This is a genomic window from Streptomyces sp. NPDC012888, from assembly GCF_042900645.1.
Taxonomy (GTDB): domain Bacteria; phylum Actinomycetota; class Actinomycetes; order Streptomycetales; family Streptomycetaceae; genus Streptomyces.
The window spans coordinates 130,158-146,239 of record NZ_JBIBBM010000009.1 but is presented as its reverse complement, the minus strand read 5'-3'; the positions used below and the strand labels follow the sequence as shown (position 1 = coordinate 146,239).

The following is a 16,082-nucleotide window of genomic DNA, read 5'->3' as shown; positions in this document are numbered from 1 at the left end:
GGATGGGATCGGGCAGTGGTGAGCCGACCCGACGACGAGAGCGGCGTGTCAGGAGCAGCAGGAAACGGTGGGTCGCCGTGTGTTTCGCGGTGTTCGGTTGTCGTTCCGGCCGTTCAGACGCCGAGGGCGGGGAAGACCACGGCGTCGGTGAATGCCTTGAGGAAGGACCGGTCGACCGGCCTGTCCTCGATCAGCGGGAGCGAGATGAACGCCCCGATGAGCATGTGCGGGACGAAGGCCAGCGCCGGACAGTCCGGGGCGATCTCGCCCCGGTCCACGGCTCGCCGGAGCATCGCCTGGAGCCCGGTGATCTCAGGGTCGACCAGCAGGTCACGCAGGGCCTGGTGCAGCTCGGGGCTCTCGTGGACCGCGTGGGCCAGGCCACGGATGAGCGCCGTGTCCTTGGCCATCTGGTCGTCGTCGGACGCCTGGATCATCACCGCGAAGTCGCCGCGGATGCTGCCCGTGTCGATCTCCGCGACGGAGACCGGCTGGGTGCAGCGCAGCGCTTTCGCCACCAGCTCGGCCTTGCTCCCCCACTGGCGGTAGAGGGTGGCCTTGCTGGACCTGGTACGGGCGGCGACCGCGTCCATGGTCAACGCCTCGTAGCCGACCTCGCGGAGCAGGTCGAGGACCGCTCCGTGGAGCTCGGCCTCCCGCTCGGGGGTGAGGCGGCCTGCCATCTCTGCCACCTCCCGACGAGCGGAACCGTTTCGTACACCGGAGACGATACCCGTCGCAATACCGAAACGAAACCGTTTCGTTTCGATCCTGGACGTGTCCTCCGTCACCCCTCCGCCCGGCCCCGACCGGCCCCAACCGGGCCCCCTGCCCGCGCCGGTTCACCGTACGAGCACCAGTACGAGTTGCCGGGCCCCCTCCGCGCGGAAAGCATTGGGGGGTGAGCCACGACGTCGCGTACCTCCGGTTCCCGCACCTCCACGACGACCTGCTGTGCTTCGCGACCGAGGACGACCTGTGGGTCGCCCCGCTCGTCGCGGAGGGCGGCGATCCCGGCCGGGCCTGGCGGATCACCGTCGACCGGACCCGGGTCGGCCACCCCCGCTTCTCCCCGGACGGCCGCCACATCGCCTTCACCACCTGGCGCAGCCTCGACCCCGAGATCCACCTGGTCCCGGTGGAGGGCGGCCCGGCCCGCCGACTCAGCTACTGGGGCTCCACCGACACCCGGGTGTGCGGCTGGACCCCGCCCGACAAGGACGGCCGCAGCGACATCCTGGCCGTCTCCTCGCACGGCCAGCCCTTCTCGTACTACTCGTGGGCCTACAGCCTGCCCACCGACGGCAGTCCCGGCGGCCGGCTGCCCTGGGGCCCGGTCTCCCACATCGCGGTGCACGACGAGCCCGACGGGGAGGACGGGGCCCTCGTCCGGCACACCCTGCTGCTGACCGGCAAGCCCCCGCACGAGCCGGCCGCCTGGAAGCGCTACCGGGGCGGCGCCACCGGCCGGCTCTGGCTCCACGGCAAGCGGCTGCTGGAGGGACTCGACGGGCACATCGACGCGCCCATGTTCGTGGACGGCCGGATCGCGTTCCTCTCCGACCACGAGGGCATCGGCAACCTCTACTCCTGCCTGCCCGACGGCGGCGACCTGCGCCGGCACACCGACCACGAGGAGTTCTACGCCCGGCACGCCGCCAGCGACGGCCGCCGCGTCGTCTACCAGTGCGCGGGCGACATCTGGCTGGTCGACTCGCTCGCCCCCGACGCGTCGCCGCGCCGGCTCCCGGTCCGGCTCGGCGGCCCGCGCGCCGGCCGGCGCACCTACCAGGTGCCCGCCGCCAGCCACGTCGAGAGCGTCTCCGTGGACACCACCGGGCGGGCCAGCGCGGTCACGGTGCGCGGCAGCCTGTACTGGCTCACCCACCGGGACGGGCCTGCCCGGACCATCGCCGACACCCCCGGCGTCCGGGTGCGGCTGCCCGAGATGCTCGGGTCGAGCGGGCAGGTCGCGTACGTCACGGACGCCGAGGGCGAGGACGCGATCGAGATCGGCTACCTGCCGCGCGCCTCCGGCGACCGGGAGCCGCGCCGGCTGGCCTCCGGCGGGCTGGGGCGCGTACTGGAACTCCTCTCGGACCCCGACGGGGAGCGCCTGGCCATCGCCTCGCACGACGGGAGGCTGCTGCTGCTCGACACCGACGAGGAGTCCGGGGGCGAGGTCACGGAGTTGATCCGGTCCGTCAACGGGCCCGTGGCCGACCTGGCCTTCTCGCCGGACGGTGCCTGGCTGACCTGGTCGCACCCGGGGATCGGGCGTTCGCTGCGCCAGATCAAGATGGCGCGGATCTCCGGCCCCGGGGCGCGCACGGTCGTGGACGTCACCAACGGCCGCTTCGAGGACGAGAACCCGGTGTTCACCCGGGACGGCCGCTACCTCGCCTTCCTGTCCTGGCGCGGCTTCGACCCGGTGTACGACGTGCACACCGGGGACCTGTCCTTCCCGCTGGGCTGCCGCCCGTACCTGGTGCCGCTGTCCTCGGCGACCCCCTCGCCGTTCGCCCTGTCCGCGGAGGGCCGCCCGGCCGCGGGCGGACTCGACCCGGCCGAGGGGGACTCCGGCGACGGCACGGTGACGGTCGAGGTGGAGGGCCTGGAGAGCCGGGTCACCCCGTTCCCGGTGACGGCCTCGAAGTACTCGGCCCTGCACCCGGTCAGCGGCGGCGGTCTGGTGTGGCTGCGCTGGCCCATCTCGGGCGCGCTCGGCGAGACCTTCGCCAACCCGGCCGACACCACCGGCAAGCCGACCCTGGAGCACTTCGACATCACCAAGGCCCGCAAGTCCGAACTGGCCTCCGGCCTGGACTGGTTCGCCGTCAGCGGGGACGGCACCCGGCTCGTCCTCAACGACGACGGGGACCTGCGCGCGGTGCCCGCCACCGAGTCCGGCGACGGCGACTCCACCGTCTACCTGGACCTGCGGCGCATCCTGCACGAGGTGGACCCGGCGGCCGAGTGGCGCCAGGCGTACGCGGAGGCCGGGCGGATCATCCGCGCGTACTTCTGGGAGCCGGAGATGTGCGGCATCGACTGGGACGGGGTGCTCGACCAGTACCGGCCCCTGGTGGAACGGGTGGCCTCGCCCGACGAGTTCGCCGACCTGATGCGGGAGGTCCTCGGCGAGCTGGGCACCTCGCACGCGTACGTGGCGCCGGCCCGCCGCAACGAGGGCCCGCCGCACTACCAACGGGCCATCGGGCTGCTCGGCGCGAACCTGGTGTGCCGGGACGGTGAGTGGATGGTCAAGCGGATCCTGCCCGGCGACTCCTCCGACTCCAAGGCCCGCTCGCCGCTGGCCGGTACGGGCATCCGCGAAGGGGCCGTCCTGACCCATGTGGACGGCCGGCCGGTGGACCCGGTGGCCGGCCCGTACCCGCTGCTGTCCGCCGCCGGCGGCACCACGGTCGAACTCACCTTCCGCCCGGCCGGCAACGGGAGCGGGGACGGGGGCGACGCAGGCGAGGGGGGCCGGGCGCGCCGCGTGGCGATCGTGCCCCTGATCGACGAGCGGCCGCTGCGCTACCAGGACTGGGTCGCCAAGCGCCGCGAGGTGGTGCGCCGCCTCAGCGGCGGCAAGTGCGGCTACCTGCACATCCCCGACATGGGCGGCTCCGGCTGGGCCCAGTTCAACCGGGACCTGCGGATGGAGATGTCCCGCCCGGCCCTGATCGTGGACGTGCGCGGCAACGCGGGCGGGCACATCAGCGAGCTGGTGGTGGAGAAGCTGAGCCGGAAGATCCTCGGCTGGGACCTGACGCGGAACGCGCAGCCGGTGTCCTACGCCTCGAACGCTCCCCGCGGCCCGGTGGTCGCGCTCGCCGACGAGGCGACCTCCTCCGACGGCGACATGATCACCGCGGCGTTCAAACTGCTCGGTCTGGGCCCGGTGGTGGGCCAGCGCACCTGGGGCGGCGTGGTCGGCATGACGGGCCGGCACACGCTGGGCGACGGCACGGTGATCACGGTGCCGATGAACGCGGCGTGGTTCCCGGAGTACGGCTGGTCGGTGGAGAACCACGGCGTCGAGCCGGACCTGGCGATCCTGCGGACGCCGCTCGACTGGGCGGAGGGGCGGCACGCGCAGCTCGACGACGCGGTGCACCTGGCGCTGGAGCTCCTGGACCGCAACCCCGCGGCGGTCCCCCCGGGCTACGCCGACGCCCCCGACCGCCGCCGCCCCAAACTCCCCCCACGCCCCTGACCCACCCGCGCCCGCCGACCGGCACACACCCCCAGGGGCGCGGGGAACTGCGCGACCAGCCACCCACGGCCCGCGGCCGGGGCACCGCCGGGCCTCGCCCCCGCCGGGGCCGGGCCGGGCCCCGGGCGCGGTGGGTCAGGGGGTGGGGCGGGAGCGGGCGTGTTCGTCGGCGGCGCCGCCCGCGCCGACGAGCCCCCGCTTCCCACCCCCCACCAGCCGCGGCTCGAACCGCCGCATCTCCCGCTGCCCCCCGAACGCGATCACCGCCGGCAGGTACCCCCGCACCGACTGCATCCCCCGCAGCCACCACTGCGCGTACACGTGCGCCGAGCGGCGTTCGATGCCGGCGACGATCCGGTCGACGGCCGGCCCCAGCGGGTACGTCCGGTTCGCCGGCCAGGGCAGCCGCTGCCGCATCTCCCGCATGACGTCGTCCTCGTCGGCACCCCGCACCATGTCGGTGTCGGTCCAGGACAGGTAGCCGACGCCCACCTTCACCCCCTTGTGGCCCACCTCCGCCCGCAGGCAGTGCGCGAAGGCCTCGACGCCCGCCTTGGACGCGCAGTACGCCGTCATCATCGGCGCCGGGGTGATCGCCGCCAGCGAGGCGATCTGCAGGAAGTAGCCGCGGCTCTCCGCCAGCACCGGCAGGAACGCCCGCGCGGTGACCGCGCCGCCGATCAGGTTGACCTCGACGACCCGCCGCCAGGTGTCCGGGTCGGAGTCCACGAACGGCCCGCCGCCCGCGACCCCGGCGTTGGCGATCACGATGTCCACCTTGCCGAAGCGCTGTTTGACCTCCTGCGCGACCCGGACCATGGCCTCGTGGTCGGTGACGTCGGCGTACCAGTGGTCGCTGTCGGTGTGGAGCCGCTCGGAGACCTCCTTGAGGGCTTCCGGCTCCAGCCCGACCAGGGCGATCCTGGCGCCGCGCGCGGACAGCTTGCGCGCCAGGAGTTCGCCGACGCCGCGCGCCGCGCCGGTGACGACGGCGACCTGTCCTTCGAGACTGCTGCGACCACTGCTCACGAGGCCTTCTCCTTGGCGTCGACGGGGCTGACGAGGGTGCGTATGGCGCTGCTGACGGCTTCGGGCGCCTCGATCGGCGTCATGTGCCCCGTCCCGGTGAGTTCGGTCAGGCCGGTGCAGCGGGGCAGTGCGGCGGCCAGCCGCCGGGCGTGCGTGATGGGCGTCAGGCGGTCGGCGGTGCCACAGAGGACGGCCGTCGGCAGGGTGAGCCGGGCCAGCTGCCGCTCCAGGTCCAGGCCTGCCAGCACCTGCGACCAGGCGTGCCGGACCGGGGCCGGGCAGGCGTGGACGACGCGGGCGCAGGCCTCCACCTTGTCGGGGGCCGAACCGGGGGCCATGGTGGCGTACTTGAGCACCTTCCTGGCGAGCGGCGTGACCGGTCCGAGCGGCGCGCGCGAACCGAGTACGGCCCGGGTGATACGGGTCCGGGCGCGGCCCGGGCCCAGCGGCACCACCCGCGCCTCCTCGACCAGCCGGGCGGCGCCGGTGCTGCACAGCAGGGCGGCCGAGACCCGGCTGTCGAAGCCGGGCCGGCCGGCCGCGGCCATGACGGTCATGCCGCCCATGGAGTGCCCGGCGACCACGGCCCGTTCGCCCTCGCCGAGGGTGGCGGCGAGGACCGCGACGAGGTCGTCGGCGAGCGAGTCGGTGCTGTAGAGGCCGCCCGCGGGGCTGCGGCCGTGGCCGCGCTGGTCGTAGGCGATGACCCGGTGGTCGCGGCAGAGTTCGCGGATCTGGGCGGCCCAGAAGGCGGTGGAACAGGTCCAGCCGTGGGCGAGGACCACGGGCGGGGCGTCCTCCTCGCCGTGCACCTCGACGTGCAGCCGGGCCCCGTCGGCGGAGGTGGCGACGAGTTCCCGCCGGGCGGCGGGCGGCGCGTACGGGCCGCTGGTGACGTGCGTCAGGCGGCTCACGCGGCGTCCTCCCCCGCGGCGCCGGCGGACCCGGCCCGCGGGACCACGGACGGAACGGGCTCCCGGTCCCGGTCCCGGTCCCGGTCCCGCGTCCCGTCCCGGTCCCCGTCCCGGACCCGCAGCACCTCGTACTCGGCCAGGTCCACCGTGCGGGTCTCGCGCCGGAACTCGCCCGTGGTGCCGGGCCAGACGGTCGTGTTGCGGCCGGCCGCGTCCAGGTACCAGCTGGTGCAGCCGCCGGTGTTCCACACGGTCCGCTTCATCCGGTCCTGCACCCGCCGGTTCCAGGCGTGCACCGCGGAGGGCCGCACCGCGAGGGCCACCCGCCCGCCCCGTCCGCCGTCCCGCAGGACGTTCAGCTGGCGCAGGTAGTCCGCCATGTAGTTCAGCTGGGACTCGATCATGAGGATCATCGAGCTGTTCCCGAGTCCGGTGTTCGGGCCGATGATCGTCATCCAGTTCGGGAAGCCCGCCGCGGTCGCCCCGCGCAGCGACTGCATGCCGTCCTTCCACTCCTCGGCGAGGGTCCGTCCCTCCGCGCCGACCACCCGGTCGGCGATCGGCATGTCGGTGACGTGGAAGCCGGTGCCGAAGACGATCGCGTCGACCTCCGCCTCCGTGCCGTCGGCCGCCACCAGCACCGAGCCGCGGATCTCCTTCAGCCCGCTCGCCACCAGGTCCACGTCGGGCCGGGCCAGCGCCGGGTAGTACTCGCTGGACAGCAGGATCCGCTTGCAGCCGATCCGGTAGTCGGGTGTCAGCCGTTGCCGCAGGGCCGGGTCCTTGATGGACCGGGCCATGTTGGCCTTGGCCATGGACTCGATCAGGCCGAGCCGGTTCGGGTGCTTGGTGAACGCGCTGACCTGGAGTTCCCGGATGCCCCAGAGCAGTCCGCGCCGGGCGGCGCGGGTGAACGGCAGCTGCCGGTGCAACCAGCGTTCCACCGTGCTGATCGCCCGGTCGGTGCGCGGCAGCACCCACGGCGGGGTGCGCTGGAACAGGGTCAGCCGCTCCACCTGCGGCGCGATGGCGGGCACGATCTGGATGGCCGAGGCGCCGGTCCCGATCATCGCGACCCGCTTGCCCCGCAGGTCGTAGTCGTGGTCCCAGCGGGCGGAGTGGAACACCTTGCCGGGGAAGGAGTCCAGGCCGGGCACCTCGGGCGTCTTCGGGTCGGAGAGCGGGCCGGTGGCGGAGACCACCACGTCGGCGGTGAGTTCGCCGCCCGAGGTCTCGATCCGCCACCGCAGCTCGTCGGTGTCCCAGCGCATCGTGAGGACCTCGTGGTTCAGCCGGATGTGCGGCCGCAGCCCGAAGGTGTCGGCGACGTGCTCCAGGTAGGCGCGGATGTGCGGCTGCCCGGAGAAGGTCCGGGGCCAGTCCGGGTTGGGCGCGAAGGAGAAGGAGTACAGGTGGGAGGGGACGTCGCAGGCGCAGCCGGGATAGCTGTTGTCCCGCCAGGTGCCGCCCACCGAGTCCGACCGCTCCAGCACCACGAAGTCGGTGATGCCCTCCCGGCGCAGCCGGACCGCCGCCCCCAGCCCGCCGAATCCGGACCCGACCACCGCCACGCGCACATGCTCGCCCACGCTCGCCGCCCTTCACAGACCCACAGACCCTGCCAGCAATCACTGGCACGATTGGGAGAGTAGGGCTTCCCCGTACTCATGGGTAGGGGTCGTGCCGGGAAAGTTACCCCCGGTACGCCATAGGCTGCGACCGTGGCGGACGAACAGACGGTACGCGAATACCGGACGGAGGAGCTGGCCGAGGCGGCCGGCATCCCCGTCCGCACCCTGCGGTTCTACCGCGAGCGCAAGCTGCTCCCCCCGCCCCGCCGCCAGGGCCGCATCGCCTGGTACGACGACCACCACCTGGCCCGGCTGCGCACCATCGCGGCCCTGCTGGAGCGCGGCCACACCCTCGGCGGCATAGCCGAGCTGACCGCGGCGTTCGAGAACGGGCGGGACGTGGGCCAGCTCAGCGAGCTGCTCGGGATGGGCTGGTCGGAGGAGACCCCGGTGCGTCTCACCCCACAGGCCCTGGCCGACTACTTCGAGGGCGAGGTCACCGCGGAGAACCTGGCCGCCTCCATGGACCTCGGCTACCTCGCCGCCGACGGCGACGAGATCGTCCACGTCAGCCGCCGCCTGCTCGACGTCTCCTCGGCCCTGGTCCGCGAAGGGGTCCCGCTGGCCGCCGTACTGGAGGCCGGCGCCCGGGTGCGCGAGCACGCGGACGCCCTGGCGGCCCTGTTCGCCGGCCTGATCGCCGAGCACGTGCCGGACCCCGGGGCGACCGCCCGGCTGCGGCCGCTCGCCAAGAGCGTCGTCGAGGCGGAGCTGTCCATGGCCATGGACCGGCTGCTCGCCTCGCGGGGTCAGCCCAGCTCGTAGACCACGGTGACCGGCGCGTGGTCGGACCACCGCTCCGGGTGCGTCTCCGCCCGCTCCACGAAGCCCTTCACCGCCCTGGCGGCCAGACCCGGCGTCGCCACGTGCAGGTCGATGCGCCAGCCGGCGTCGTTGTCGAAGGCCCGGCCACGGTAGGACCACCAGGAGTACGGGCCCTCCTGCTCCGGGTGCAGCTGCCGCACCACGTCGACGTACCCGGCGTCGGCGTAGACCCCGCCGAGCCACTCGCGCTCCTCGGGCAGGAAGCCGGCGCTCTTCCGGTTGGTCCTCCAGTTCTTGAGGTCGGCCTCCCGGTGGCAGATGTTCCAGTCACCGCAGACCAGCACCTCGCGGCCGTCCGCGGCGGCCCTGACCCGGAGCTGCTCCAGGTAGGTCCGGAACTCGGCCATGAAGCGGTACTTCTCGTCCTGCTTCTCCGTACCGGCCTCGCCGGACGGCAGGTAGAGGCTCGCCACGGTCACGCCCGGCAGGTCGATCTCCAGGTACCGGCCGCTGCCGTCGAACTCCTCGCTGCCGAAGCCGACCTGCACCCGCTCCGGCTCCCGCCGGCTGAACAGCGCCACCCCGGCCCGCCCCTTGGCGGCCGCGGGCGCGAAGACGGTGTGCCAGCCTTCCGGGGCCCGCACCTCGTCCGGGATCTGCGTCTCCTCGGCCCTGACCTCCTGCAGGCAGATCACATCGGCGTCGGTCCCGGCCAGCCACGGCACGAAGCCCTTCTTCGCGGCGGCGCGGATGCCGTTCACGTTGACGGAGGTCACGGTGATCAAGAAAGCTCCCCAGATCGGCACAAACGCCCAGCAGCGTACTCGGCCGCGGCCCGCTCCGGTGTGATCCGCCACATCCCGGACAGCCCGGCCGGTCGTACGATGGCCGGATGTCTGACGGGATCGAACTGCGCACGGTGACGTACGACCACCCCGACGCGGTCAAGCTCAACGACGAGGTCCAGATCGAGTACCAGCAGCGTTACCAGGGCGAGGGTGACGCGACCTGGCTGGACCCGGCGATGTTCGAGCCGCCGCGCGGCCGCTACCTCCTCGCCTACGACGCCGACGGCGCACCGGTCGGCAGCGGTGGCTGGCGCAGCCAGGACCGCAACGACGAGGGCTATTCGGACGGCGACGCCGAGATAAAGCGCATGTACGTCATACCCCGCGCCCGGGGCGTGGGCCTCGCCCGGCGGATACTCGCCGAGCTGGAGGCCGACGCCACGGCCGCCGGCCGCACCCGCATGGTCCTGGAGACCGGCGACCAGCAGCCGGAGGCCATCGCCCTGTACCTCTCCGCGGGCTACGAGATGTGCCCCAAGTTCGGCTACTACCGCGAGTACGACTCCAGCCGCTGCATGGCCAAGCCGCTGGACCCGCGCTGACCGGCCCGGAAGCTCAGCCCCGTTCCGCCCACGCCGCGCGGTCCGTGCCCCAGCGGGACGGGCCGCGGGCCCAGTCGCCCGGCCCGAAGGCCAGCGGCGGTGCCGCGTACCGGAGCCGGCCGTAGCCGGAGGCCGCCTCCCGCAGCCAGGGCCCGGGCGCGTACCCCGGGCCTCCGGCGGCCCCCGCGTCCCGCGGCACCTCCCGCACCAGCCAGGACGCCGTCCCGGCCAGCGAGAACCGCAGCGACCGTCCGCCGCCCCCGGCCAGCGCCCGCATCACCCCGGCCGCCGCCAGGTAGCCCGTGCCGTGGTCCAGCGCCTGCGCCGGCAGCACCCCGGGCACGCCGTCGGGCGAGGCGTAGGCGGCGGAGATCCCGTACCCGGCCTGCACCAGCGAGTCGAAGCCCCGTCGGCCGGCCCACTCCCCCGACCAGCCCCAGGCGCACAGCTCCGCCACGACCAGCCCGGGGCGGCGGGCCGTCAGCTCGTCGGCGCTCAGCCCCAGGGCCGCGAGCGCCCCGGGCCGGTAGCCGCTCACCACCACGTCCGCGCCGGCCAGCAGCCCCTCGAACACCTCGCGGTCCGCCGCCCGAGCGAGGTCCAGCCGGGCCGACCGCTTCCCGAAGCCGGTGTCGGCGTGGGCGTCGTCGGCCTCCGGCAGCCCCGGCGGGTCGATCCGGAGCACGTCGGCGCCGAGCAGGGCGAGCGTGCGGGTGGCCACCGGTCCGGCGATCACCCGGGTCAGGTCGAGCACCCGTACGCCGGCCATGGGCAGCCCCGCCGGCGCGGCCGGCAGGGGGCGCGGCCGCGGCCGGCCCGTCCGGGTCTCCACCAGCGGCCGCGGGGCCCCGTAGCCGGTGGCCACGGCGACCGCCAGCCCGCCCGCGGCGTGGACGAGTTCCTGCACCTCGGCGGCCGGCCGCCCGGCCACCGCCGCCGCCAACTCCTCGGGGGACTCCCCCGCCGGCGCCAACGCCCGTAGCAGCGCGGCGCGGTGGTGGGGGTAGTTGGCGTGGGTCCGCACCCAGCCGTCCGCGGCCCGCCAGAACCCGGAGAGCGGCGCGAAGACCACCGGGGCCCGGCCCTCCACCAGCAGGTGCCGCTCGCTGACGAACGCGGTGGCGACGGCCCCTTCGTCCACCCACAGCTCCGCCGGCCCACCCGGCCCGCCGCGCGCCGCCTCCAGCTCCGCGGCGGCCAGCGAGCACACCCCGACGGCCGCCCGGGCCAGCTCCCGTACCGGCAGCGCACCTCCGTCCAGGGGGCTCCCGGCGCCACCCCGGAACCGTACCCGCGCGGCCTGGCCCTCCGCCCCGCCGAGCGCCCGCCAGGCCTGCGCGGTCGCCCCGTCACACCCCATGATCGTCATGCATCCATTCTGCCGACCGGGAAGCAGCGGGAAGCAGCGGATCCCGCCCGGTCCCTGCCCGCCGTCGACGGCGCCACCCCGCTCGACGAGGGAGCGCACCGCCTCGATGCCCTGCGTGGACATCGTCGCCACGGTGGCCGCGCGCAGGGCCACCGAGCGCACGTCGTCGGCACGCATGGCCGCGATGAGCGCCAGCTGTGCCGCTACGCGGGCCGCCACTTCGTCGTCGAGGAAGTAGGCGAGCGGCACGCCGAAGAAGTCTCCGAGGACGCGCAGCGTGCCGATGGTCGGATTGGACGCCTTGCCCTTGGCCAGCGACCACAGTCGGCCGACGGAGAGCTTCGGGTCGTTCGCACCGGCGGCCTCCTTGATGCCGTCGACGACCTCCTGCAGCGTGTAGCGCCTGCCCAGCGGCTGCACGTAGGTGAAGAGGTACTCGATCCGCTGACCGAGCACTTGCTCTTCGGTCATCTCCTGCTCCTCACGCCGGCTGCCGGCACTCTGGCGCCGGGGCGGGTGCCACGCCCTGGAGAAGCCGTGGGCCCGGGAGGACGGCAGTTCCCGGACCCACGGTCCTCGATTGGGGGTGGGGTTACCTGGGCTGGCCCCAGTCGATGTAGGTGGGGGTGCCGTCGTCGTTGCGGAGGTGGAAACGGGCCTGGGAGGGACGCCAGATCCCGATGTTCGCGGCCGGGTTGTCGTTGCCGCCGTCCCAGTTCCCCGACACCGGTATGTCGTTGCCGCCGCCCCAGTCCAGGACGACCAGGCTGCCGTCGTCCATCCGCAGGTGGAACTGGCCGGTCGAAGGCCGGAAGATACCGACGTTGTCCGGACCGGCACCGTCCCAGTTACCGGAGACGGGACGGTCACCGGCCTGGCCCCACTCGACATACGTCGGGCTGCCGTCGTCGTTGCGCAGGTGGAACGTGCCGTTGCGCCAGATACCGACGTTGCCCGCCGCCCCACCGTCCCAGTTCCCCGCCACCGGGATGTCACTGCCGCCACCCCAGTCGAGCAGCACCAGGCTCCCGTCATCCATGCGCAGGTGGAACTGGCCGGTCGACGGCCGGAAGATACCGACGTTGTCCGGACCCGCCCCGTCCCAGTTCGCGGACACCGGCACGTCGCTGCCGCCACCCCAGTCCACGTACGTGGTCGAACCGTCGTCGTTGCGCAGGTGGAACATGCCGTCACGCCAGATACCGACGTTCCCGGCCTTCCCCCCGTCCCAGTTACCCGCAACCGGAACATCCCCGCCGTCGTCCCCGCAGTTCTGGCTGGCGAGCGTCGATCCCATGGTGAAGGGGGTTCCGTCGAAGACGGACCGGCTGACCGAACCGCCGTACTGCTGCTCGTAGTGGAGGTGCGCCCCGGTGGAGTTCCCCGTGTTGCCGACGATCCCGATCTGCTGTCCGCGTGCGACGCGTGTGCCGGCGGTGACGTTGAAGCCGTTGAGGTGGGCGTAGAGCGTCTTCCAGCCGCCCCCGTGGTCGATCACGACGTACTTGCCGTAGCTGCGGTACGAACCGTCGGGATTGGTCAGGGCCGTCGCGATCGTGACAGTGCCTTCGGCGCTGGCCAGTACGGGCTGGTTGACGGTCCCCGCACTGCGCGTCCAGTCGATGGCCAGTTCGGACGGGCTGTGCCCGCTGCGGGTGGTGCCGAACCATGACTGGCCGCAGCTGAAGGGCATCTGGTAAGCGGGACCCGCCGCGTACGAGGGTGACGCGGCGAGGGCGACCAGCCCGGAGGCGGTCAGAGCCAGCGCGGCCACGGATGTCAGGGCGCGACGGGCGACGGTGATGGACATGCGGATTCCTCCGGATTCGGCTGAGGTAGGCGCGGCTGCACCGCCGTGCCCGGCGCGCCGCTGGTGGGCGCGCCGGGTGGGCGTTGGGTGGTGTTACCTGGGCTGGCCCCAGTCGATGTAGGTGGGGGTGCCGTCGTCGTTGCGGAGGTGGAAACGGGCCTGGGAGGGACGCCAGATGCCGATGTTGGCGGCCGGGTTGTCGTTGCCGCCGTCCCAGTTCCCCGACACCGGTACGTCGTTGCCGCCGCCCCAGTCCAGGACGACCAGGCTTCCGTCGTCCATCCGCAGGTGGAACTGGCCGGTCGAAGGCCGGAAGATACCGACGTTGTCCGGACCGGCACCGTCCCAGTTGCCGGAGACGGGACGGTCACCGGCCTGGCCCCAGTCGACATACGTCGGGCTGCCGTCGTCGTTGCGCAGGTGGAACGTGCCGTTGCGCCAGATACCGACGTTGCCCGCCGCCCCACCGTCCCAGTTCCCCGCCACCGGGATGTCACTGCCGCCACCCCAGTCGAGCAGCACCAGGCTCCCGTCATCCATCCGCAGGTGGAACTGGCCCGTCGACGGCCGGAAGATACCGACGTTGTCCGGACCCGCCCCGTCCCAGTTCGCGGACACCGGCACGTCACTGCCGCCACCCCAGTCCACGTACGTGGTGGAACCGTCGTCGTTGCGCAGGTGGAACATGCCGTTACGCCAGATACCGACGTTCCCGGCCTTCCCCCCGTCCCAGTTCCCCGCAACCGGAACATCCCCGCCCTTCCAGAGGGCGCTGACGATGCGCTGGGCGTCGGCGACCTGAGTCTCGTACCGACTGGGGTACGCGGATCGCTGGACCGCTTGGCAGACCTCGCCGATCGGCCTGCTCTCCCAGTTGCTCACCCTCAGCATCGGGTTCAGGAAGGCGTTCGTCGCCCAGGTCGGGTCCATGCGCTGATCGAAGGAACCCCAGCTGGCCCGCTGCTGGAAGAGACCCACGCTGTCGTGGTCCTCCATGTTGGGGTTGTTGCGCAGGGTGGTCTCGACGATGGCGGTGGTCACGGCGATCACGGCGGCCCGCTGCGGGAGGTCGCGAGCCCGGACGGTCTGGATGATGGCCCGGGCGCAGGAGACCCGGTACGCGGTCAGGTAGCCGTGCAGCGTCCCGGTGAGCTGGCTGCTGAGCTGGCCGGCGACGGTGCGGTCGGAGTCGGTCACCGTTCCGCAGGAGTAGTCCGGGGCGAGGGTGACGGCGGCCGGGTTGGAGAGGTCGACGCCGCTCGCATGGGCGGCGGAGGTCGAGGTGAGGAGGCCGGCGGCGAGAGCGGTGGTGGTGGCGAGGGCGGCGATGTGCCGGCGCGGTATTCGGTTCACGGTGAGGTTCCTGGTCCCGTTCCTTGGTGGTCGCTGATGGCTGGTCAGGCAGGGTGGCCCGGGGGCGCGGCGTCCGCGCCCCCGGGGGAGGGCTGCCTACCTGGGCTGGCCCCAGTCGATGTAGGTGGGGGTGCCGTCGTCGTTGCGGAGGTGGAAACGGGCCTGGGAGGGACGCCAGATGCCGATGTTCGCGGCCGGGTTGTCGTTGCCGCCGTCCCAGTTCCCCGACACCGGTATGTCGTTGCCGCCGCCCCAGTCCAGGACGACCAGGCTGCCGTCGTCCATCCGCAGGTGGAACTGGCCGGTCGAAGGCCGGAAGACGCCGACGTTGTCCGGACCGGCACCGTCCCAGTTACCGGAGACGGGACGGTCACCGGCCTGGCCCCACTCGACATACGTCGGGCTGCCGTCGTCGTTGCGCAGGTGGAACGTGCCGTTGCGCCAGATACCGACGTTGCCCGCCGCCCCACCGTCCCAGTTCCCCGCCACCGGGATGTCACTGCCGCCACCCCAGTCGAGCAGCACCAGGCTCCCGTCATCCATCCGCAGGTGGAACTGACCCGTCGACGGCCGGAAGATACCGACGTTGTCAGGACCCGCCCCGTCCCAGTTCGCGGACACCGGCACGTCACTGCCGCCACCCCAGTCCACGTACGTGGTGGAACCGTCGTCGTTGCGCAGGTGGAACATGCCGTCACGCCAGATACCGACGTTCCCGGCCTTCCCGCCATCCCAGTTCCCCGCAACCGGAACATCCCCACCCGCAGACGCGCCGTCGTCGACGATGCTGTTGTTGCGGACCGGCCGGTAGGTGCCGTAGCCGGAGTAGTAGGGGTACGGAATCGTGCGGTGGTGCACGCCGCTGGCGGTGAACTCGTAACCCTTGTACGAGGTCTGAGAGGAGTCGGTCCAGCCGCCGAAGATGACGATGTGACCGCGGGCCCCGGCCGCGTCGTTGAGCAGGGCGTCGCCGGGCTTCAGCTCACCCTTGCCTATCCAGGACGCGACACCGCTGGGGACGAAGCTGGTGGTGTCCAGCCCGGGGGTGGCGAGCTTCCATGCCATCGAGGCGAAGCCGGAGCAGTCGGTCCGGTAGCCCTGGTAGGTGTTGTCCCAGCTGTACTGGAGCCCGAGCCCGACCCAGGAGGAGGCCCGCTTGATCACCTCGCTGCGGGTGATCGCGGTGGCGGCGACGGAGAGCCGGTTCGGCGCGACGGACGCTCCCTGGCCGGCACCGCCCTTGTCGCTGGCCGCGACGGAAGCGGCGGACGGGCCCTTCGCGGGCTCGTCCGCGTGGGCCGGCGCCGCAGCCAGAAGGCCGACAACCAGCCCGGCGGCGGCAGCACCGGCCAACCCGCTGTTCAGGGCATGCTTGTTCGACATGAAATCCCCCCATGAAGACGAATGCGTGACGTGAGTCGTGTCCGACCTGGCGGAGCCCGTCCGCGGCCCGCCCAATGGGTGGGAGCGGGGCTCGAGTTGCTGGCGTGACACCAGGTCAGGTGCGGTGAGCATCGCTGCATGGCTTGAACGTTGTCAATCTTTATTGAAAACAGCGGGCCGGGCGACCGAGGGCGATTACCAGCCACCCGCGCGGCA

At 72.9% G+C, this 16,082-nt stretch carries 12 protein-coding genes; 3 read left to right on the top strand and 9 right to left on the bottom strand.

What is annotated here, in order from left to right:
- Window positions 1-113: 113 nt before the first annotated feature.
- The gene (locus ACFY61_RS17980) at window positions 114-683 is read right to left on the bottom strand and encodes a TetR/AcrR family transcriptional regulator (RefSeq protein ID WP_389473035.1); all 570 of its coding nucleotides are present in this window, start codon (window positions 681-683) and stop codon (window positions 114-116) included.
- Between the two features lie 218 nt (window positions 684-901).
- On the opposite strand from ACFY61_RS17980, the gene ACFY61_RS17975 reads away from it, so the two are divergent.
- A complete protein-coding gene (locus ACFY61_RS17975) occupies window positions 902-4,222 on the top strand; it encodes a S41 family peptidase (protein ID WP_389473033.1) in 3,321 nt (1,106 codons plus the stop codon).
- Window positions 4,223-4,357: 135 nt separating this feature from the next.
- Here ACFY61_RS17975 and ACFY61_RS17970 read toward each other — a convergent pair whose 3' ends face one another.
- From ACFY61_RS17970 to ACFY61_RS17960, 3 genes are read right to left on the bottom strand one after another with little or no spacing between them, the layout of a single operon-like run.
- Window positions 4,358-5,251 carry an SDR family oxidoreductase gene (locus ACFY61_RS17970; protein WP_389473031.1) on the bottom strand — a complete coding sequence of 298 codons (894 nt, stop codon included), beginning with the start codon at window positions 5,249-5,251 and terminating at the stop codon, window positions 4,358-4,360.
- Window positions 5,248-6,165: an alpha/beta fold hydrolase gene (locus tag ACFY61_RS17965; protein ID WP_389473029.1), complete on the bottom strand. Its 918-nt coding sequence runs from the start codon at window positions 6,163-6,165 to the stop codon at window positions 5,248-5,250. The genes ACFY61_RS17970 and ACFY61_RS17965 overlap by 4 nt, the downstream gene beginning before the upstream one ends.
- Window positions 6,162-7,754 carry a flavin-containing monooxygenase gene (locus ACFY61_RS17960; protein WP_389473026.1) on the bottom strand — a complete coding sequence of 531 codons (1,593 nt, stop codon included), beginning with the start codon at window positions 7,752-7,754 and terminating at the stop codon, window positions 6,162-6,164. The genes ACFY61_RS17965 and ACFY61_RS17960 overlap by 4 nt, the downstream gene beginning before the upstream one ends.
- 132 nt (window positions 7,755-7,886) lie before the next feature.
- Here ACFY61_RS17960 and ACFY61_RS17955 point away from each other — a divergent pair, with 132 nt between their 5' ends.
- On the top strand, window positions 7,887-8,561 hold the full coding sequence (locus ACFY61_RS17955; protein ID WP_389473024.1) for a MerR family transcriptional regulator: 675 nt from the start codon (window positions 7,887-7,889) through the stop codon (window positions 8,559-8,561).
- Here the strand turns inward: ACFY61_RS17955 and ACFY61_RS17950 are convergent.
- Window positions 8,546-9,346: an exodeoxyribonuclease III gene (locus ACFY61_RS17950; protein WP_389473021.1), complete on the bottom strand. Its 801-nt coding sequence runs from the start codon at window positions 9,344-9,346 to the stop codon at window positions 8,546-8,548. The two genes, ACFY61_RS17955 and ACFY61_RS17950, sit on opposite strands and share 16 nt — an antisense overlap.
- A gap of 107 nt (window positions 9,347-9,453) precedes the next feature.
- Between ACFY61_RS17950 and ACFY61_RS17945 the strand changes: the two genes are divergently transcribed.
- Window positions 9,454-9,951 carry a GNAT family N-acetyltransferase gene (locus tag ACFY61_RS17945; RefSeq protein ID WP_389473018.1) on the top strand — a complete coding sequence of 166 codons (498 nt, stop codon included), beginning with the start codon at window positions 9,454-9,456 and terminating at the stop codon, window positions 9,949-9,951.
- A gap of 13 nt (window positions 9,952-9,964) precedes the next feature.
- Here ACFY61_RS17945 and ACFY61_RS17940 read toward each other — a convergent pair whose 3' ends face one another.
- The 4 genes from ACFY61_RS17940 to ACFY61_RS17925 form a co-directional block, all read right to left on the bottom strand.
- Entirely contained in the window at window positions 9,965-11,311 is a 1,347-nt protein-coding gene (locus ACFY61_RS17940) for a CoA transferase (RefSeq protein ID WP_389473241.1), read from the bottom strand.
- 601 nt (window positions 11,312-11,912) lie between these two features.
- The gene (locus ACFY61_RS17935; RefSeq protein WP_389473016.1) at window positions 11,913-13,130 is read right to left on the bottom strand and encodes a M23 family metallopeptidase; all 1,218 of its coding nucleotides are present in this window, start codon (window positions 13,128-13,130) and stop codon (window positions 11,913-11,915) included.
- Window positions 13,131-13,223: 93 nt separating this feature from the next.
- Entirely contained in the window at window positions 13,224-14,483 is a 1,260-nt protein-coding gene (locus ACFY61_RS17930; RefSeq protein ID WP_389473013.1) for a hypothetical protein, read from the bottom strand.
- 96 nt (window positions 14,484-14,579) lie between these two features.
- The gene (locus tag ACFY61_RS17925) at window positions 14,580-15,866 is read right to left on the bottom strand and encodes a hypothetical protein (protein ID WP_389473011.1); all 1,287 of its coding nucleotides are present in this window, start codon (window positions 15,864-15,866) and stop codon (window positions 14,580-14,582) included.
- Window positions 15,867-16,082 lie beyond the last annotated feature (216 nt).

Excerpts from the sequence above, each read along its gene's own strand:
- ACFY61_RS17980 (WP_389473035.1), bottom strand. The coding sequence starts at position 683 with ATGGCAGGCCGCCTCACCCCCGAGCGGGAGGCCGAGCTCCACGGAGCG.
- ACFY61_RS17945 (WP_389473018.1), top strand. The coding sequence starts at position 9,454 with ATGTCTGACGGGATCGAACTGCGCACGGTGACGTACGACCACCCCGAC.
- ACFY61_RS17940 (WP_389473241.1), bottom strand. The coding sequence starts at position 11,311 with ATGGGGTGTGACGGGGCGACCGCGCAGGCCTGGCGGGCGCTCGGCGGG.
- ACFY61_RS17935 (WP_389473016.1), bottom strand. The coding sequence starts at position 13,130 with ATGTCCATCACCGTCGCCCGTCGCGCCCTGACATCCGTGGCCGCGCTG.
- ACFY61_RS17925 (WP_389473011.1), bottom strand. The coding sequence starts at position 15,866 with ATGTCGAACAAGCATGCCCTGAACAGCGGGTTGGCCGGTGCTGCCGCC.